Origin of the sequence: Salegentibacter mishustinae (assembly GCF_002900095.1) — a bacterium.
Taxonomy (GTDB): domain Bacteria; phylum Bacteroidota; class Bacteroidia; order Flavobacteriales; family Flavobacteriaceae; genus Salegentibacter; species Salegentibacter mishustinae.
This window is the reverse complement of sequence record NZ_LLKN01000001.1, coordinates 523658-541918: the sequence shown is the minus strand read 5'-3', so window position 1 is coordinate 541918 and position 18261 is coordinate 523658. Positions and strand designations below refer to the sequence as shown.

The following is an 18261-nucleotide window of genomic DNA, read 5'->3' as shown; positions in this document are numbered from 1 at the left end:
TTAAGTATATTGATTATTTGGCCAGTCTTAGTCCTGTGAATTGCCAGCGTAAATGCGGATGAAAAAAATTGCGATAGGTTGGGCGGGTATGGTTTTTAGAAGTTGCTACTGAAGCTCCCCTTAGCACCTTTTGGTTTACCATAAATTTGCCGTTGTATTCGCCAAGTGCACCTTCGGGCTTTGTGTAATTAGGGTAGGGGGAATATGCACTTTCTGTCCATTCCCAGCGGTCTCCCCATTTAAAATATTGCTGTGCTGCTTCCCATTCAAATTCTGTAGGTAATCTTAAACCTTTCCATTGTGCAAAGGCAAAAGCTTCATAATAAGAAATGTGACTTAGCGGGGCTTCAGGGATTAGTTTTTTAAGTCCGTTTAGTGTGTATTGATGCCATTCTCCATCAACTTTATGCCAATAAAATGGTGCTTCTATGTTATTAGAGTTTACCCAATCCCAGCCTTCAGCATGCCATAGCAATACATCTTTGTAAGCTCCAGCTTCAATAAATTCTATAAACTCGGCATTGGTAACCAGTTTATTCGAAATTTTATAATCATTTAGGTAAACCTTGTGGACGCCCTGCTCATTATCATAACAAAAGTCATCAAATTTATGGCCTACTTCGTAAACGCCTTCAGAAATAGAAATCCATTCCTGTTTAAAATCCTGGATAGGGTTTTCTCTAAATTGATCATTATATTCAGGAAATAAAGGATTATTCCCGAGGATATATTTAATATCGGTTAAAAGAAGTTCCTGGTGTTGTTTTTCGTGGTGGCAACCAATTTCTACAACGCCGCATAAGTCATCTGAAATCTTTTCATTTTTTAGAAATTCATGCATCGCTTTAGAAACATAATTACGGTATTCGTAAACCCAGGCAACCGTTGGGCGCGATAAATTACCGCGATTGGTTCTAATCACTTTATCGCCTACACTTTCATAATAACTGTTGAAAACGTAAGCCGAGTTTTCATCAAAAAGTTGATAGTTATTTACGTTAGGTTTTAGTACGAATTCTTCAAAGAACCAGGTGGTGTGGCCAAGATGCCATTTTGGGGGTGAAACATCTTCTATTGGCTGAACCACATAATCTTCAGTTTCCAGAAAGGAACAAATAAGTTCAGAATGCGCTCTGGTTTCATTAAAAAAATCGAGTAATTGTTCTTGTGATTGCATAAAAAAAGAGTGGTACTTTTTTGGGTACCACTCAAATTTACAATTTTTTCGTTCGGTCTGAAACCTTAGGTAGTTAACGGCAAGTTAAAGTATAGCTTGCTTCCTATAGATTTAAAGGAAGGGTGTAACTTATTTTTGTAGGTTTTCCACCACGAGTGCTGGGTTTCATTTTCGGCATTTTTTTTAGCATAGTTTCTACTGCAGCAATCACAGGTTTTTGATCTCCTTTTACCGAGGTTACTACTGGTTTGCCTTCTTCGTCTATATGCATTTTTACCACTACCTTTCCTCTTATAAACTCCCCTTTATCATTACGAGGATATTTATAATTGTTCTTAACGTGTTCCATCAATTTTTGATCGAAACAGTCTTTTGTATTTACACTGGATTCACATCCCGGCCATACCGGTGCTTTCTCTTTCACAGTAACCGTGTTTCCTTCAATACTCACGTCATCCTCTTGCGCAAAAGCAAAAGTGCCGGTTAAAAGAAAAAAACAAAACATTAATTTTTTCATAGCTGGGGTGTTAAGTTGTTTAGGCGTGTTCTCTAGAAATTGAAAGGAACGGTAAAGTTACGATCGTCTGGCTCGCCTTGTAAAGTTCCAGGTTTCATATCAGGAATTTTCTGTATCATTTCCTTAGCTGCGGCGTTTACTTTTGGCTCAGGGCCTTTAACCGAATTCACTACGGCTTTTCCTTCTTCAGTAATTGTAAAAGAAATTTCTACTTTTCCGCGAACATAATCGCCATCTTCGGTTTGTGGATATTCGTAATTTTCTCTTACGTGTTGAGATAGTTTCTGATTAAAACAGGCTTTTACGTCTTCGGCGTCTTCACAACCTGGCCAAACCGGCGAAGTTTGCTGGGCTTGTGCGGTAGCAAATCCTCCAACTACAAAACATGCGATAAGCATTAACTTTTTCATAAACTTAAAATTTTAATTATTGATTTAATTTAGACCGCAACCCTGGCTTTTATGCCGGGATACGGATTATAATCTTCTAATTTAAAATCTTTATAGTCGAAATCAAAAATATTTTTTATTTCAGGGTTGATCGTCATTTTTGGTAAAGCTCTGGGTTCCCTGGAAAGCTGCAGTTTTACCTGCTCCATATGGTTGCTGTAAATATGAACGTCGCCAAATGTGTGAATAAAATCTCCTGCTTCGTAGCCGCAAACCTGTGCCATCATCATAGTTAAAAGCGCATAAGAAGCGATATTGAAAGGTACACCAAGAAAAACATCTGCACTTCTTTGATAAAGCTGAAGGGATAATTTTGATTTTCCTCCCCCATTGGGGGTTGGGGGGCTCACATAGAATTGAAAAAATGCATGGCAGGGCGGAAGTGCCGCTTTTCCATTCGCTACATTCTCTGAAAAGGATTTAGAAGAATCTGGTAATACCGAAGGATTCCAGGCCGAAACCAACATTCTACGGCTATTCGGGTTCTTCTTAAGAGTTTCTATAATCTCTTTTATCTGGTCTAAGTCTTCATTATTCCAGTTACGCCATTGCTTCCCGTAAACAGGACCAAGATCGCCATTTTCGTCGGCCCATTCGTTCCAAATTCGAACTCCGTTTTCCTGCAGGTATTTTACGTTAGTATCACCTTTTAAGAACCACAGCAATTCATAAATAATAGATTTTAAATGCAGTTTCTTGGTAGTAACCATTGGGAAACCTTCGCTAAGGTCAAACCGTAACTGATGGCCAAAAATACTCCTGGTGCCAGTGCCGGTTCTATCGCCTTTGTCGGTTCCGTTGTCTAAAATATGTTGTAAAAGTTCGTGGTATTGTTTCATAAGTCTAAGGTGCAGAAAATTAGCTTTGCTAAAATAACAAAAGCTTCTCAATTAAATTTCTGGCGGAAATTTATATAAAATTATCCAATTATCATTCCAGCAAGGGTAGCAGAAAGCAAAGAAGCGATAGTTCCGCCAATTAAAGCTTTCATTCCAAATTCAGATAAAGTTTTTCTCTGGCCGGGAGCAAGGGAGCCAATTCCTCCAATTTGGATTCCTATTGATGCAAAATTTGCAAATCCGCAAAGCATATAAGTGGCCATAATTACCGATTTTTCATAATTAAGACTAAGTGCGTTTGCCGTATTTTTAAGATCGGCCAACTGAACGTATCCTACAAATTCACTGGCTGCCAATTTAATACCAAGCAGTTGTCCCATAAGCATCATATCTTCTTTTGCAACACCAATAAGCCACATAAGTGGAGCGAAAATAATTCCAAGAATAGACTCCAGGGAGAAGCCTGAATATGGGGTGTTTTCGGCTAAAAGCGCATTTAGGCCTGTCCAGGATCCTGTCCAGTTTAACACGTAATTTATCATAGCAATAAATGCTATAAAAACTAAGAGCATTGCCGCTACATTGGCTGCAAGTTTTAAACCTTCGGTAGTACCATTGGCAATGGCGTCAAGAATGTTCGAGCCAATTTTATCTGAAGAAACATCAACGTTAGTGTTGATCTTATTCTGTTGTGGGTATAATATCTTTGAAACTACAATTGCGCCGGGTGCAGCCATTACTGATGCTGCCAGCAGGTGTTTGGCAAATTGAAGCCTTAATTCGGGATCATCGCCACCCAAAAATCCTATATATGCGGCTAAAACACCACCGGCAACCGTGGCCATTCCACCAATCATAACCAATAGAATTTCTGAACGCGTCATACGTTCCAGGTAGGCCTTGATCATAAGTGGAGCCTCTGTTTGACCAAGAAAAATATTTCCTGCTACACTTAAACTCTCCGCACCAGATATACCTAATAATTTGGTAAGCACCCAGGCTAATCCCTTTACTACAATTTGTATCACCCCCAGGTAAAATAAAACCGAAGTTAGGGCAGAAAAGAAAATTATTGTAGGTAGTACTTGGAAAAGGAAGATAAAGCCAAAACTTTCCACATTCATCATATCACCAAGTAAGAATTCGCTTCCCGCGGCGGTAAAATTTAAAATAAGTACAAAACCTTTTCCTATAAAATTAAAGATATTCTGAACAAAAGTAATCTTTAAGACACCGAAGGCGAGCATTAATTGTGCGCCAAGGCCAATCCCAATGGTTTTCCAATTAATCGCTTTGCGGTTACTGCTAAATAAAAAAGCGATAACTAACAAAGTGAACATTCCCAAGACTCCGCGCCAAATGCTACTAAAAGAAATCCCCGCACTGGGTATCATTTCCTTTACTATAGGTGCCGGAATAACCTCTTCGGGATCGTTAAAAGCCTCAGCTTTAAAGTGGAATTTCCGATTAGCCTGGTTTATAGCCATGCTAGAATCAGTAAGGGCAGAAACCCTGTAATTTACTATACTGTCTTGTGGAGTATTGTAGAAAAGTACAAGAAGCTTATTCTGGAAGATATAATCTCCCTTTGCCAGGGTATCTTTGGCCTTGCTTATACTAAAAAGTCCCTCATTCAAACTTAAGGTATTTCCATCAGCAAAAATTTCCTGATCAGGATTTCCCTTTTCTTGGTCTAGGGTCCAGGTTTTTGAAATGTTTTGAGAAAAAGTGCTGGTAACACTTAAAAGAACTAAAATCAGGCAAAACCAGGTTTTATTCATAAATGAGGGCATTATTTGCGTTTGGAAATTTCGTCCCTTATGCGTGCCGCTTTCTCGTAATCTTCATTATTTACGGCCTGGGAGAGCAAAGTTTTTAGTTCGTCTAAAGACAATTTTTTGTAATTGGTGTCGTCAGATTTTATATCAATATCGTCAGGAAGTAATTCTTCTGAAATTATTTCTTCTTCTTGCTTTTCTGAAGGTGCCTGTTCTGCTTCGTCTCCTTTCAGGAAAATCCCCGCTTTATCAAGAATATTCTTGTAAGTAAAAATAGGAGCGTCAAACCTTAAGGCAAGCGCAATTGCATCACTGGTACGAGCATCTACAATTTCTTCGATCTTATCGCGTTCGCAAATAAGACTGGAGTAAAAAACACCATCTACGAGTTTGTGAATAATCACTTGTTTTACGGTGATCTCAAACCTATCAGCAAAATTTTTAAAAAGGTCGTGGGTTAACGGGCGTGGAGGTTTGATCTCTTTTTCTAAAGCAATGGCAATAGATTGCGCTTCAAAAGCTCCAATAACTATGGGAAGTTTACGTTCTCCATCTGCCTCGCTTAAGATTAAAGCGTAGGCTCCGTTTTGGGTTTGACTATAAGAAATTCCTTTTATATTAAGGCGCACTAAACTCATATATCATCAATTAAAAAGGGCTGTCTAAAGCAGGACTTTCACCGTATTTTAGACAGCCCTTTTAAGGGGTGCAAGTTATAAAAATTATGCGTTTTTCGCTTTAAATTCCTTTAGTTTTTCGTTTAGTTTAGGAACGATTTCAAAAGCATCACCTACTACACCGTAATCTGCGGCTTTAAAGAAAGGCGCTTCAGGGTCGTTGTTGATTACAACTTTAGTCTTGGCAGCGTTGATTCCTGCAAGGTGTTGAATAGCTCCCGAAATACCTACAGCGATATACAGATTAGATGCTACAGGTTTTCCTGTTTGCCCAACGTGTTCGCTGTGCGGTCTCCAACCCATATCACTAACAGGTTTAGAACAAGCGGTAGCTGCGCCAAGAATATCTGCCATTTCTTCTATCATTCCCCAGTTCTCCGGACCTTTAAGTCCGCGACCACCAGAAACAACAACTTCAGCATCGGCGATAGTTACTTTATCTTTGGCTTTGTCTACAGATTCAACATTTACTGAAAAATCTTCATCTTTTAATTCAGGAGAGAAATCTTCTACTGTAGCCTCAGCTTCATTTTCTTTTAAACCGAAAGCATTTTGAGATAATCCCACAATTTTCACATCGGTAGTGATCTTAGTGAAATTAAAAGCTTTGTTGGTGAAAGCGCTTCTTTTTACTGTAAAAGGATCTGTGCTTTCTGGTGCTGCCATTACGTTAGAAGCGTAACCGGCTTCTAAATCCACAGCTAAAAGTGGAGCCACATATTTGCTGTTCGCGCTTTGGCTTACCACAATTATTTTGCTTCCTTCTTTCTTTGCGGCTTGAGTTAAGGCATCAGCATAAGCTTCAGCGTTGAATTTGCCTAATTTATCGTTTTGGATGTTAAGCACTTTGCTAACACCATATTTTCCAAGTTCAGAAGCATCAGTAGCTTTAAAACTTACTGCAACCACTTCATCGCCGCCGGCTACTTCTTTTGCATAAGAAGCAACTTCAAAAGCAGCTTTTTTAAACTTGCCATCTTCGGTTTCTGTATATACTAAAACTGACATATTTATATTTTTTTATTCATTTCCGCGGCTTGGACTGAATTTATTTCAGCAGAAGCGGAAAATCTAATTTTTAATTCTTTAATAGCCTTTAAAGGTTTTTAAAACCTAAACGATTTTCCTTTTATATTGCTTTGGCTTCGTTGTGAAGTAAATCTATTAATTCATCTAGATTTTCTGGGTCTACCAGTTTTACATCTCCTTTTGGAGCTGGTTTTTCAAACTTCACAGCTTCGGTATGAGTAGCTGCCTCATCGGGTTCTACAACATTAAGCGGCTTTTTACGAGCCTGCATAATTCCTCGCATATTTGGGATCTTAAGGTCGCTCTCTTCAACCAAACCTTTTTGTCCTCCAATTACTAACGGAAGGGAAGCGGTTAAGGTTTCTTTACCACCATCTATTTCTCTAATTGCTGTAGCTTTATCACCTTCAACCTCTAAACTTATACAGGTATTAATGAAATTAGCGTCAAGAATTCCGGCAAGCATTCCCGGTACCATTCCTCCGTTATAATCAATAGATTCGCGGCCGGCGATTATTAGGTCGTAACCACCATCTTTAGCAACTTTTGCTAATTGTTTTGCTACCTGGAAACCATCGGTTGCAGGAGTATTTACTCTTATAGCATTATCGGCTCCAATGGCCAGGGCTTTTCTTAAAGTTGGTTCAGTTTCAGCACCACCTACATTTACCACATCTACACTTGCGCCTTGTTTTTCTTTAAACCACATAGCACGAGTAAGTCCAAATTCATCATTTGGGTTAATCACAAAATTCACTCCGTTGGTATCGAATTTCGAATCGCCGTCGGTAAAATTGATTTTTGAGGTAGTATCAGGAACGTGACTAATACATACTAATATTTTCATTATAGCGAGTTTTTAAAATTTATAACGATTTCGTTCACGAAGTTACATAATTTAATTCAAAAAATGCTATGCACGCATAATAAATTTCAGGTTTTTTATTTCCTTAAATTTTATTGAATCCTTAAATAAACCGTAATAATCACAATTTAAATCTCGAAATAATGCTAAAAATTGGTTATTTATTAATTGGAATAGCGCTTTATGCTACGCCTGCAGCTCACCTGTAAATTTTTGTGGATTATTAGTGGGGAAAACTTTATTGAATTACTATTTTTGTTCTTTCAAGATATATTAAATAGTATAGCATATAATGAAGACAATTCAATTTAGGGAAGCCGTTCAGCAAGCGATGAGCGAAGAGATGCGAAAAGACGAGTCTATTTATCTAATGGGCGAGGAAGTAGCAGAATACAATGGTGCTTACAAAGCCTCTAAAGGTATGTTGGACGAATTTGGCCCTGATCGTGTAATAGATACTCCAATTGCAGAACTTGGTTTTTCTGGAATTGGTGTGGGTTCAGCAATGAATGGTAACAGACCAATCATTGAATTTATGACCTTTAACTTCTCTTTAGTTGGAATTGACCAGATAATAAACAACGCGGCCAAAATGCGCCAAATGAGTGGTGGGCAATTTAATATCCCTATCGTTTTTAGAGGGCCAACCGCTTCAGCAGGTCAGTTAGGTGCAACGCACTCCCAGGCTTTTGAAAGCTGGTATGCCAATTGCCCGGGTCTAAAAGTTATTGTTCCTTCTAATCCTTATGATGCTAAAGGTTTGCTTAAAGCTGCAATTAGAGATGACGATCCTGTAATCTTTATGGAAAGCGAGCAAATGTATGGTGATAAAGGTGAAGTGCCAGAAGAAGAGTATGTAATTGAAATTGGTAAAGCCGATATTAAAAGAGAAGGTAGCGATGTAACAATTGTTTCTTTCGGAAAAATTATAAAAGAAGCTTACAAGGCAGCTGATAAGTTGGCTGAAGACGATATTTCTTGTGAGATCATAGATCTTAGAACAATTCGTCCTATGGATCATGAAACCATTATCGAATCGGTTAAGAAAACCAATCGTTTGGTGATTTTAGAAGAAGCATGGCCTTTTGGAAATATTTCTACTGAAATTACTTACCAGGTACAATCTAAAGCTTTTGATTATTTAGATGCGCCAATAGTAAAAATAAACACTGCCGATACTCCGGCACCTTATTCTCCTGTATTGCTTAAAGAATGGTTGCCAAACAGCGACGATGTTATTAAAGCAGTGAAGCAGGTTATGTATATTGACTAAACCAGCAGGATGCTGGACGCAAAAATTAGTAATAAACAGTCAGTTAATTATAAGTCTGTGAGTAATTCCATTATTGGAATAAACTTACAAATAGATAGAAATTCCTTATAAATTTGAAACTTCATCGGATGCTGATTCGGTGAAGTTTTTTTTTGCCCTGAAGAATGAAGATGACGAAAGCAAATTTTCTTTCCCTATTCTTATTAATGTGCTGTACCATGCTTATGGCACAAACCAAAGTTGGCGGTGTGGTTAAAGACCAAAACGGCGAAGCGCTTCCATTTGTAAATGTGATCTTTAATAATTCTTCGGAAGGAACCACTTCGGGGGAAAACGGGAAGTTCTATTTACAAAGTGAAAATAACCATACCGAACTAAAAGTTTCTTTTATCGGTTATAAAACGGAAATAATCCCGCTTCAGCAAAAAACCAATCTATCTCTTGAAATTGAATTACAGGAAGAGACTTCCAGTCTAGGTGAGGTTAAAATTGTTAGGGGTAAAACTTCAAAAAAGAACAATCCCGCTATAGATATTCTAAAGAAGATATGGGAAAATAAACGCGATAATGGCGTTTCTGCCTTTAAACAATATCAGTACAAAAAATACGAAAAACTGGAATTCGATTTAGACGGGATTGATAGTTCTGTAGTGAAAAACCCGATTTTTAATGGTATGGAATTTATTTTTGACTATTCTGATACCAATAGAATTTCGGGAAAAACTATTCTACCTGTTTTCATTAATGAATCGGTTTCTATGGTTTACGGAGATAATATTGAAAATGAAAAACGCGAAGATCTTCTAGGAAATAAGAATTCTGGATTTGAGCAAAATCAAAACCTAATCGCTGCGGTAAAAGATGTGTATGATGAATATAATGTCTACAACAATTATATCAAGGTTTTTGACAAGAGCTTTGTAAGTCCGCTTTCTACAACAGGCATCAACAATTACAATTATGTATTAAGCGATAGTACGTATATAGAAGATAAATGGTGCTACAATATTATTTATTATCCGCGTCGCGAGAATGAATTAACTTTTAAAGGAGATTTTTGGGTAAACGATACTACCTGGGCGGTAAAGAAAATTAATCTTGAAGCTTCCCGTGATACCAATATAAACTGGGTAAAAGAACTTTATATAGAACAGGAATTTGAAGTGCTTAACGATTCTGTTTTTTTAATTTCCAAAGATTATTTCCAGGCTAATTTCTCCTTAACCAAGAAAGAAAATTCAAAAGGAGTTTACGCAAAACGTACTCGGGTTTTTGATGAATATCAATTCAACATAAAGAAAGCAGAAGATTTTTACGATAAGCGAGCTTATAAATTCAACGAAGAAGTTTATATACGGGATAAACAGTTTTGGAAAGAAAATCGTTTGGAAGAGCTCAATAGAGAAGAGGAAGATGTTTATGTGATGCTGGATAGCTTAACCAGGGTTCCCGCCTTTAATAGAATTTACGATATCGCCACCATCGCAGAATCTGGTTATGTAGAATTTGACGGTTGGGATTTTGGCCCTGTGTATTCGCTATTTGACTATAATCAAGTAGAAGGATTTAGAACCCGTGTGGGCGGTAGAACTTATTTTGGGCAACACGATCCCTGGCGAATTGAAGGGTATTTAGCCTATGGTTTTAAAGACGATAAATTTAAATATGGAATTTCGGGGAAATGGCTTTTAGATTCCAGGTCACGTTTAATTATTTCTGGCGGAAAAAGACGCGATATAGAACAACTGGGCGCAAGTTTAACCACTAATACTACAGATGTTTTAGGGCGTAGCTTAGCATCATCTGGCTTGGTAAGCGTGGGCGATAACGATAAATTGAGTAATATAGATTTAAGTACCGTAAATCTCGAAATTGAGCCCTGGTATAATTTTAATGTCCGTTTTGGCGTTTCATATCGCGAGTTAAGTTCGGCCTCCCCGGCATTTAGTCTAGATTATTATACTAATGAAGCTCAAACCGAAACTGCTTCAACCATAAAGCAAACCGAAATTTCTACCATTTTAACTTATACTCCCGGTAGGCAAACTTCTGGATTTGGAGTTGAACGAAATGTAGTGAATGAAGAGGAGTTTCCTACTTTTTTCTTTAATTACACCTTGGGTTTAAAAAACGTTTTTAATAGCGATTTCAATTATAAGAAAGTGCAATTTTTTTACGATCAGCCGCTTAGAATTGGCGGATTTGGAAGAGCGAATGCCAGTTTGGAAGCTGGTAAAACTTTTGGCGAAGTTCCATTGGGACTCTTAAACGTGGTGCCGGGAAACCAAACTTATTTCGCTATGTATAATTCATTTCCCGTCCTTAATTTCTATGAATTTGTAACCGATACTTATGTTTCAGCGCATTTTGATCATAATTTCAATGGACGATTATTTGCCCGAATTCCGCTTTTACGAGAATTAAATTTACGGGAATTAATAGGCGCCAGAGCGGTTTGGGGAGAAATTTCAGAAGAAAATAAAGCTTTAAATGCTTCTGGAATTCCGCTGCGGGCACCAAGTAGAGCACCATATTACGAGTATAGTATAGGAGTAGGAAATATTCTTAAATTTCTAAGTATTGAAGCCCATTTTAGAGGAAACTATTTCGATGTTCCAGAGTCGCGGTCTTTTGCGGTAACAGCTTCCTTTGGTTTTCACTTCTAAATACGCCGAATTAATATTGATTTTCACTATATTTGCCGCCCTTAAATGAGAAAAAAGAAAGAAAATGTCAGATAGTTTTGATGTATTAATAGAGATCCCGAAAGGGAGTAGAAACAAATATGAGTACGATTTTAAATTGAAGAAAGTCCGTTACGATAGGATGATCTTTTCTTCAATGATGTACCCGGCCGATTACGGTTTTATTCCAAATACCCTTGCGCAGGATAGCGATCCATTAGACGTTTTGGTATTGGTAAGTGAGCCAACTTTCCCTGGTGTTGTGATGGAAGTTAAGCCAATTGGCGTTTTCCACATGGCCGATGAAAAAGGACCGGATGAAAAAATTATTTGTGTGCCGGTTTCAGATCCAATTTGGAATAGATTGAATGATCTAAAAGAATTAAACGGCCATATGATTAAAGAAATTGAACACTTTTTTAAGGTTTATAAAGATCTTGAAAAGAAGAAAGTTGATGTTGGTGGTTGGGGAGATGCCACTGAAGCTCGTGAAATTATAAAGCAGTGTGTAGAGCGTTTTGAGAATTTTGATGGTGATAAAGGTCAATTTGGAATACAACCGTAATTTCAATCATATAATTTTGATGATTTAAAAGCAATAACCTTAAAAAGTTATTGCTTTTTTAATTATCATTGATTTACTACATTAGCCATATTAACTAAAACTTAACAATTAATATGGAATCAATGATGATTTATATGCCTGCAATACTTGCAGTCGTTGGCCTCATTTTTATGTGGGCCAAACGTTCCTGGGTACTTAAACAGGATGCCGGGGACGGCAAGATGAAAGATATTTCTTCACACATCTACGAAGGGGCGCTCGCCTTTTTAAATGCAGAATATAAATTACTTAGTTTTTTTGTGGTAGGAGCCAGTATTGCACTAGCTGCAATTGCCTATATAGTGCCAACCACGCATTACCTTATTGTCGTTGCTTTTATTTTTGGTGCGTTTTTCTCTGCCCTTGCCGGAAACATGGGAATGAAAATCGCTACAAAAACTAATGTTAGAACCACACAGGCGGCCAGGACAAGTTTGCCCCAGGCATTAAAAGTTTCTTTTGGTGGCGGTACCGTTATGGGGCTTGGCGTTGCCGGTCTTGCCGTATTGGGGCTTACCGGTTTTTTTATTCTTTTCTTTCATTATTTTATGGGAGGTGAATGGACCAATACTACACAAATGACGGTAGTCCTGGAAACCCTTGCCGGTTTTTCCCTTGGAGCCGAATCTATAGCTTTGTTTGCCCGTGTAGGTGGCGGAATTTATACCAAAGCGGCCGATGTTGGAGCCGATTTAGTAGGTAAAGTTGAAGCAGGAATTCCTGAAGACGATCCTCGAAACCCTGCAACCATTGCAGATAACGTGGGTGATAACGTTGGGGATGTTGCCGGAATGGGTGCCGATCTCTTTGGAAGTTATGTGGCCACCGTTCTTGCCGCGATGGTTTTGGGAAACTATATTATCGAAGATATGGGTGGAAATATCGTCGATGCCGGATTTGGCGGAATTGGCCCTATTTTACTGCCTATGGCTATTGCCGGTGCGGGTATAATAATTTCCATAATCGGAACCTTATTAGTTAAAATTAGCAGTAACTCGGCTAAAGAAGCTGAAGTTCAAAAAGCTTTAAATATTGGAAACTGGACCGCTATAATTCTTGTAGCAGTTGCCAGTTATTTTTTGGTAACCTGGATGCTTCCTAAAGAAACCCTAACGATGGGCTTTTTTGTTGGCGGGGCCGAAGGTTTTGAATATATGGATATTTCATCCATCAGGGTGTTTTACGCTTGTCTAGTAGGAATTGTTGTTGGTGGGGTGATTTCAGCAGTAACAGAATATTATACAGGCCTCGGTAAAAAACCGGTGCTTTCTATCGTGCAAAACTCAAGTACAGGGGCAGGAACAAATATTATTGCCGGTCTCGCTACCGGAATGATCTCAACATTTCTTTCAGTATTATTATTTGCAATTGCTATTTGGGCATCTTACGCTTTCGCGGGATTCTACGGCGTTGCCCTTGCGGCTTCAGCAATGATGGCGACTACGGCAATGCAGTTGGCAATCGATGCTTTTGGCCCTATTGCCGATAATGCAGGTGGAATTGCTGAAATGAGCGAACTTCCAGCTGAGGTTAGAGAACGTACAGATATCCTGGATTCTGTAGGAAACACCACGGCAGCCACAGGAAAAGGTTTTGCGATCGCTTCAGCAGCGCTTACTTCTCTGGCGCTTTTTGCCGCGTATGTAACCTTTACTGGGATTGATGGGATCAATATTTTTAAAGCACCGGTTTTGTCAATGTTATTTATCGGCGGTATGGTGCCGGTTGTTTTTTCAGCATTAGCAATGAAATCTGTTGGGAAAGCAGCCATGAAAATGGTGGAAGAAGTTAGACGACAGTTTAAAAATATTCCCGGGATAATGGAAGGAACCGCGAAACCTGAATATGATAAATGTGTGGCGATTTCTACTGAAGCGGCTTTAAAAGAAATGCTGCTTCCAGGAGTTTTAACCATTGGTTTCCCTATCGCGATCGCCCTGATTCCGATGCTTTTTGGATATGAAAATGTGTTAATTGCTGAAATGCTTGGCGGTTATATGGCCGGGGTTACGGTAAGCGGAGTGCTTTGGGCAATTTTCCAGAATAATGCCGGAGGCGCCTGGGATAACGCTAAAAAATCTTTTGAAGCAGGAGTAATGATTAATGGGGAAATGACTTACAAAGGTTCTGAGGCCCATAAAGCGGCGGTAACCGGAGATACGGTTGGTGATCCTTTTAAAGATACTTCAGGTCCTTCGATGAATATTTTAATAAAATTAACCTGCTTAATTGGTTTGGTGATTGCCCCAATTCTTGGTGGCCATACCGAAGGCGATATTCCTAATGAAGATATTTCTGTAGAAATGGAAAACACTATGAATACTGAAGCCATAGCTGAAGATATTTCAAAAGAAGTTCAGGTGAATATGACTTCAGAAGGAGGTGAAACTATCGCTAAAGTAAGAATTACCACTACTAAAAAAGGAAAAACCACAGTTCAGCAAAAAACCTTTACGGGTACTAAAGCTGAAGTTGAAAAACAGGTACAGGATTTAAAAGATAAAGCCTAATAATTTCAGGTTTTAGAAAATAAAGGAGACTGTTTGATTTTTTCTGAAAACCGTCATCCTGAATTTATTTCAGGATCTAATAAGTTAGAAGCTGAAAGAATCCCGACACTTCGGGACAGCTTGATGAAAAAGAGGTTTTTCAAACAGTCTCTTTCTTTATATATAAAGGGGCTGAAGCCTCTTTTTTATTTCTCTATTCTTGCACATAAGGTTTCGGTGCCTTAAGCTGAGCTTACCAGAAATTTTTTAATTCAGTTTGAAGTTTAAGGGTGTTTCAATTTTAACAAAGCTACAACTAAGCTTCCACGTTAATTCCTTTAATTTTAAATAGAAAAGAAATCTAAATTAAAATTGAATATTATGGCTAAAGATCATGGACCATCAATTAAAAACGATGAACAATACGAGGAACTTCGTGATGAAGGAATGAGCAAATCTAAAGCTGCGAGAATTGCCAATGATTCAAAATCGGGCAAGAAAGGGGGGAAGGCCGACAAATATGAAGAGCGTACCAAAGAGGAACTCTATGAGAAAGCCCAGGAGATAGGGATTGAAGGTCGGAGCAATATGAGCAAGGATGAATTGATTAAAGCCCTTAGAAACCACTAGAATGAGATCTATATGGAATGGCTCTATTAGCTTCGGACTGGTTTCTATCCCGGTAAAATTATACTCGGCTTCAGAAAGCAGAAAGCTCGATCTCGATATGTTAGATCGGCATGATAATGCACGTATTCGTTACAAAAGAGTAAATGAAGATACCGGAGAAGAAGTGGAGTGGAAAGATATTGTAAAAGGTTTTAAGCAGGACGATGAGGATTACGTGGTTTTAGAGAAAGAAGATTTTGAAAATGCCAACCTTAAGAAAAGTAAAACCATAGATATTGAAGAATTTGTGGAAGAGGATGAGGTGGCCGAGGTTCTGTATAAAAAACCTTATTTCCTGGAGCCGCAAAAAGAGGGTGGTAAATCCTATAATCTACTTCGTGATGCGCTTAAAAAAACCGGAAAGTTAGGTGTGGCTACTTTTGTGATGCGGCAAAAAGAACATTTGAGTTTGGTTGGAGTCTACGATAAAGCCTTGGTTTTACACGTAATAAGATTTGCGGAAGAAATTAGGGAGACAAAAGATATTAAACTTCCCAAAACCAAAGTTGCCAAGAAAGAGGTTGATATGGCAATTTCGTTAATAGATCAGTACACTACAAAGTTTGATCCCGATAAATATAAAGATGTTTATAATGATCAATTAATGAAAATTATTGAATCTAAAAGTACCGGGAAAAAACCTAAACCACAGAAATTTAAAGATGAGCCTACCGAGGCAAAAGATCTTATGGCTAAATTAAAAGCCAGTCTTGATAAAAAGAAAAAGTCTAAAGCATCCTAAAAGATGAGTTTAGCCGATTATAAAAAAAAGCGAAACTTTAAAAACACGCCAGAACCCGGCGCCGATTTTTCTACCGAAAATCGCGGCCGGTTTGTTATTCAGCGGCACGAAGCTACCCGCTTGCATTATGACCTACGCCTGGAAATGAATGGCGTTCTTAAAAGCTGGGCCGTACCTAAAGGACCTTCGATGAATCCGAAAGATAAACGCCTGGCGATTGAAACCGAAGATCATCCCGTTAAATATTTAGATTTTGAAGGTACTATCCCAAAAGGAAATTATGGAGCGGGGGAAATGCAGATTTGGGATAAAGGCACTTTTAAAGCTGCTGCGAAAACTAAGGATAACCTGGAAGAACAATGGGAAGATGGTAACCTGAAAATCGTTTTTACCGGTAGCAAAATTAAAGGTGAATTCGCTTTGGTAAAAACTAAGCGAGGAGATAAAAAGAACCAGTGGCTACTTATTAAAAAAAACGATGATTTCTCTACCGATCTGGATTATGATGCGGAAGTTTTTACCGAAAAAATAGGCCAAAATAAAGCCGATAAAAAGCAAGAAGGGAAAGTTAGAAAAATAAACCCTTCAGAATTTATAAAGCCAATGCTCGCTACCACCGGCAAGAAAATTTTTAACGACCCCGATTGGATTTACGAGTTAAAATGGGATGGTTATCGTGCCCTGGCTCATATTGAAGACGGCAAGGTTGATCTCTATTCCCGCAATGGGATTTCCTTTAATTCTAAATTTCCAAAACTGGTAGAGGATTTAGAGCAGGTTGAAAATAATGTGATCTTAGACGGTGAAATTGTGGTTTTGAATAAAGATGGAATTTCACAGTTTCAGGCTTTACAAAATTACGATGAAAATACTCGCGGAAGCTTGCGTTTCTATGTTTTTGATATGCTCTTTCTCAACGGGCATTCTATGTTAGATCTGCCGCTTTTAGAACGAAAAAGTTTAATTCCTGAAGTTATTGAAGACCTGGACATGGTTCAATATTGTGACCATATTGAAGGTATGGGAACGGCCTTTTATAAAAAAGCCATAGATTCAGGCATGGAAGGGGTGATCGCTAAGAAAGCAGATGCTACCTATTCTCCAGGCTATAGAACTGAAAAATGGTTAAAAATAAAGGATGAGAATTCACGAGAAGTGCTTATTTGCGGATACACCACTTCAGAAGGTGCTGTTTTTGGTTCCTTGATTATGGGCGCTTATGAAGATGATGAGCTAAAATATATAGGGAACTGCGGGACCGGTTTTTCAAATGATGAACAGAAAGAATTGTTGAAAAAGTTTAAAAGTAGGGAACGTAAAACCTCTCCTTTTTCAGAAAAAATAAATTTAAAAGGGAGAGAGCCGGTTTGGATGCGCCCCGATTTGGTTGCTGAGGTAAAGTATTCGGAAATTACAAAAACAGGAAAACTACGACATCCAGTTTTTAAAGCGCTCCGAAAAGATAAAGATCCCGAAGAAATTTCAGCGGAAGAAGTTATTGAAAATAAAACTTCAAAAGAAAAGCAAACAAAAAAAACTTCTTCAAAGAAATCTGCCGAAATCCTGGAAATAGATGGTATAGAAGTGCCATTTACCAATTTAGATAAAATGTATTGGCCAGATTCCGGGTTTAGAAAATACGATTTAATAGATTATTATATACAGGTTTCAGAAGTGATGTTGCCTTATTTAAAAGACAGGCCACAAAATCTACATCGGCATCCCAATGGAATCAAAAAACAAGGCTTTTACCAGAAAGATAACGAAGGAAATTTACCCGATTGGGTAGCGACTACTGAAATTTATTCGGAATCTTCAGAAAAAGACATCGACTATTTGCTTTGCCAGAACGAGGCTACGCTTTTATATATGGCGAATTTGGGTTGTATAGAGATCAATCCATGGAATTCAAGGATTGATAACCTGGATAATCCAGATTATACGGTGATAGATTTAGATCCTTCAGATAAAAATACTTTTGATGAAGTGATTGAAGTTGCCCAGGCCGCGAAAGAAGTCATGGATTTAGCCAAAATTGAGGGTTTCTGTAAAACTTCCGGTTCCAGCGGACTTCATATTTATATTCCGCTAGGCGGAAATTATAATTATGAAGAGGCACGTGACTTCACCAAATTGCTGTGCTATTATATTGCAGAAAAAGTTCCGAAAATAACCAGTATGGATCGCGCTAAAAAGAAGCGAAAAGACAAGATATATCTCGATTATTTGCAAAATAGAAGAGGTCAAACCCTGGCTTCAGTCTATTGTGCTCGCCCAAAACCCGGTGCGCCGGTTTCCGCTCCACTAGAATGGAAAGAAGTAAAAAGCGGACTCAAAATTCTGGATTTCAACATTAAAAATATGTCGCAACGAATTCAGAAAAAAGGTGATCTATTTAAAAAAGTACTCCAAAAGGGAATCGATATGGAGCAGGCTATGCAAAGCTTAGAATCTTCCTAAAGTTTAATT

General features: G+C 38.2%; 15 protein-coding genes. 7 read left to right on the top strand and 8 right to left on the bottom strand.

All coding sequences use genetic code 11. The annotated features are described in order from the left end of the window. Window positions 1–13: 13 nt before the first annotated feature. From egtB to APB85_RS02430, 8 genes are all read right to left on the bottom strand, one after another. The gene (gene egtB / locus APB85_RS02465) at window positions 14–1177 is read right to left on the bottom strand and encodes an ergothioneine biosynthesis protein EgtB (RefSeq protein WP_057480566.1); all 1164 of its coding nucleotides are present in this window, start codon (window positions 1175–1177) and stop codon (window positions 14–16) included. 103 nt (window positions 1178–1280) lie between these two features. Further along, the gene (locus APB85_RS02460) at window positions 1281–1694 is read right to left on the bottom strand and encodes an energy transducer TonB (RefSeq protein ID WP_057480565.1); all 414 of its coding nucleotides are present in this window, start codon (window positions 1692–1694) and stop codon (window positions 1281–1283) included. Between the two features lie 32 nt (window positions 1695–1726). Beyond that, window positions 1727–2104 carry an energy transducer TonB gene (locus tag APB85_RS02455; protein ID WP_057480564.1) on the bottom strand — a complete coding sequence of 126 codons (378 nt, stop codon included), beginning with the start codon at window positions 2102–2104 and terminating at the stop codon, window positions 1727–1729. Window positions 2105–2133: 29 nt separating this feature from the next. Continuing rightward, the gene (locus tag APB85_RS02450) at window positions 2134–2982 is read right to left on the bottom strand and encodes a thymidylate synthase (protein ID WP_057480563.1); all 849 of its coding nucleotides are present in this window, start codon (window positions 2980–2982) and stop codon (window positions 2134–2136) included. Window positions 2983–3062: 80 nt separating this feature from the next. Beyond that, window positions 3063–4763: a NupC/NupG family nucleoside CNT transporter gene (locus APB85_RS02445; protein ID WP_057480562.1), complete on the bottom strand. Its 1701-nt coding sequence runs from the start codon at window positions 4761–4763 to the stop codon at window positions 3063–3065. Window positions 4764–4774: 11 nt separating this feature from the next. Next, window positions 4775–5398 carry a bifunctional nuclease family protein gene (locus APB85_RS02440; RefSeq protein ID WP_057480561.1) on the bottom strand — a complete coding sequence of 208 codons (624 nt, stop codon included), beginning with the start codon at window positions 5396–5398 and terminating at the stop codon, window positions 4775–4777. A gap of 84 nt (window positions 5399–5482) precedes the next feature. After that, window positions 5483–6445 (bottom strand): electron transfer flavoprotein subunit alpha/FixB family protein, encoded by a 963-nt coding sequence (locus tag APB85_RS02435; RefSeq protein WP_057480560.1) that lies wholly within the window; start codon window positions 6443–6445, stop codon window positions 5483–5485. A 121-nt stretch (window positions 6446–6566) separates the two neighbouring features. After that, complete coding sequence (locus tag APB85_RS02430) at window positions 6567–7313, bottom strand: electron transfer flavoprotein subunit beta/FixA family protein (protein ID WP_057480559.1); 747 nt, start codon at window positions 7311–7313, stop codon at window positions 6567–6569. Between the two features lie 310 nt (window positions 7314–7623). Between APB85_RS02430 and APB85_RS02425 the strand changes: the two genes are divergently transcribed. From APB85_RS02425 to ligD, 7 genes are all read left to right on the top strand, one after another. Beyond that, on the top strand, window positions 7624–8604 hold the full coding sequence (locus APB85_RS02425; protein ID WP_057480558.1) for a pyruvate dehydrogenase complex E1 component subunit beta: 981 nt from the start codon (window positions 7624–7626) through the stop codon (window positions 8602–8604). A gap of 170 nt (window positions 8605–8774) precedes the next feature. Next, window positions 8775–11270: a DUF5686 and carboxypeptidase-like regulatory domain-containing protein gene (locus tag APB85_RS02420; protein WP_057480557.1), complete on the top strand. Its 2496-nt coding sequence runs from the start codon at window positions 8775–8777 to the stop codon at window positions 11268–11270. Window positions 11271–11334: 64 nt separating this feature from the next. Further along, the gene (locus APB85_RS02415; RefSeq protein ID WP_057480556.1) at window positions 11335–11853 is read left to right on the top strand and encodes an inorganic diphosphatase; all 519 of its coding nucleotides are present in this window, start codon (window positions 11335–11337) and stop codon (window positions 11851–11853) included. A gap of 113 nt (window positions 11854–11966) precedes the next feature. Beyond that, window positions 11967–14402 (top strand): sodium-translocating pyrophosphatase, encoded by a 2436-nt coding sequence (locus APB85_RS02410; RefSeq protein ID WP_057480555.1) that lies wholly within the window; start codon window positions 11967–11969, stop codon window positions 14400–14402. A gap of 360 nt (window positions 14403–14762) precedes the next feature. Then, on the top strand, window positions 14763–15011 hold the full coding sequence (locus APB85_RS02405) for a DUF7218 family protein (RefSeq protein ID WP_057480554.1): 249 nt from the start codon (window positions 14763–14765) through the stop codon (window positions 15009–15011). A gap of 1 nt (window position 15012) precedes the next feature. After that, entirely contained in the window at window positions 15013–15792 is a 780-nt protein-coding gene (gene ku, locus APB85_RS02400; protein ID WP_057480553.1) for a non-homologous end joining protein Ku, read from the top strand. Between the two features lie 3 nt (window positions 15793–15795). Next, window positions 15796–18252: a DNA ligase D gene (gene ligD, locus APB85_RS02395; RefSeq protein WP_057480552.1), complete on the top strand. Its 2457-nt coding sequence runs from the start codon at window positions 15796–15798 to the stop codon at window positions 18250–18252. Window positions 18253–18261 lie beyond the last annotated feature (9 nt).

Excerpts from the sequence above, each read along its gene's own strand:
- APB85_RS02425 (WP_057480558.1), top strand. The coding sequence starts at position 7,624 with ATGAAGACAATTCAATTTAGGGAAGCCGTTCAGCAAGCGATGAGCGAA.
- ligD (WP_057480552.1), top strand. The coding sequence starts at position 15,796 with ATGAGTTTAGCCGATTATAAAAAAAAGCGAAACTTTAAAAACACGCCA.
- APB85_RS02460 (WP_057480565.1), bottom strand. The coding sequence starts at position 1,694 with ATGAAAAAATTAATGTTTTGTTTTTTTCTTTTAACCGGCACTTTTGCT.
- egtB (WP_057480566.1), bottom strand. The coding sequence starts at position 1,177 with ATGCAATCACAAGAACAATTACTCGATTTTTTTAATGAAACCAGAGCG.
- APB85_RS02415 (WP_057480556.1), top strand. The coding sequence starts at position 11,335 with ATGTCAGATAGTTTTGATGTATTAATAGAGATCCCGAAAGGGAGTAGA.
- APB85_RS02410 (WP_057480555.1), top strand. The coding sequence starts at position 11,967 with ATGGAATCAATGATGATTTATATGCCTGCAATACTTGCAGTCGTTGGC.
- APB85_RS02420 (WP_057480557.1), top strand. The coding sequence starts at position 8,775 with ATGACGAAAGCAAATTTTCTTTCCCTATTCTTATTAATGTGCTGTACC.
- APB85_RS02450 (WP_057480563.1), bottom strand. The coding sequence starts at position 2,982 with ATGAAACAATACCACGAACTTTTACAACATATTTTAGACAACGGAACC.
- APB85_RS02435 (WP_057480560.1), bottom strand. The coding sequence starts at position 6,445 with ATGTCAGTTTTAGTATATACAGAAACCGAAGATGGCAAGTTTAAAAAA.
- APB85_RS02405 (WP_057480554.1), top strand. The coding sequence starts at position 14,763 with ATGGCTAAAGATCATGGACCATCAATTAAAAACGATGAACAATACGAG.
- APB85_RS02445 (WP_057480562.1), bottom strand. The coding sequence starts at position 4,763 with ATGAATAAAACCTGGTTTTGCCTGATTTTAGTTCTTTTAAGTGTTACC.
- APB85_RS02455 (WP_057480564.1), bottom strand. The coding sequence starts at position 2,104 with ATGAAAAAGTTAATGCTTATCGCATGTTTTGTAGTTGGAGGATTTGCT.
- APB85_RS02440 (WP_057480561.1), bottom strand. The coding sequence starts at position 5,398 with ATGAGTTTAGTGCGCCTTAATATAAAAGGAATTTCTTATAGTCAAACC.
- APB85_RS02430 (WP_057480559.1), bottom strand. The coding sequence starts at position 7,313 with ATGAAAATATTAGTATGTATTAGTCACGTTCCTGATACTACCTCAAAA.
- ku (WP_057480553.1), top strand. The coding sequence starts at position 15,013 with ATGAGATCTATATGGAATGGCTCTATTAGCTTCGGACTGGTTTCTATC.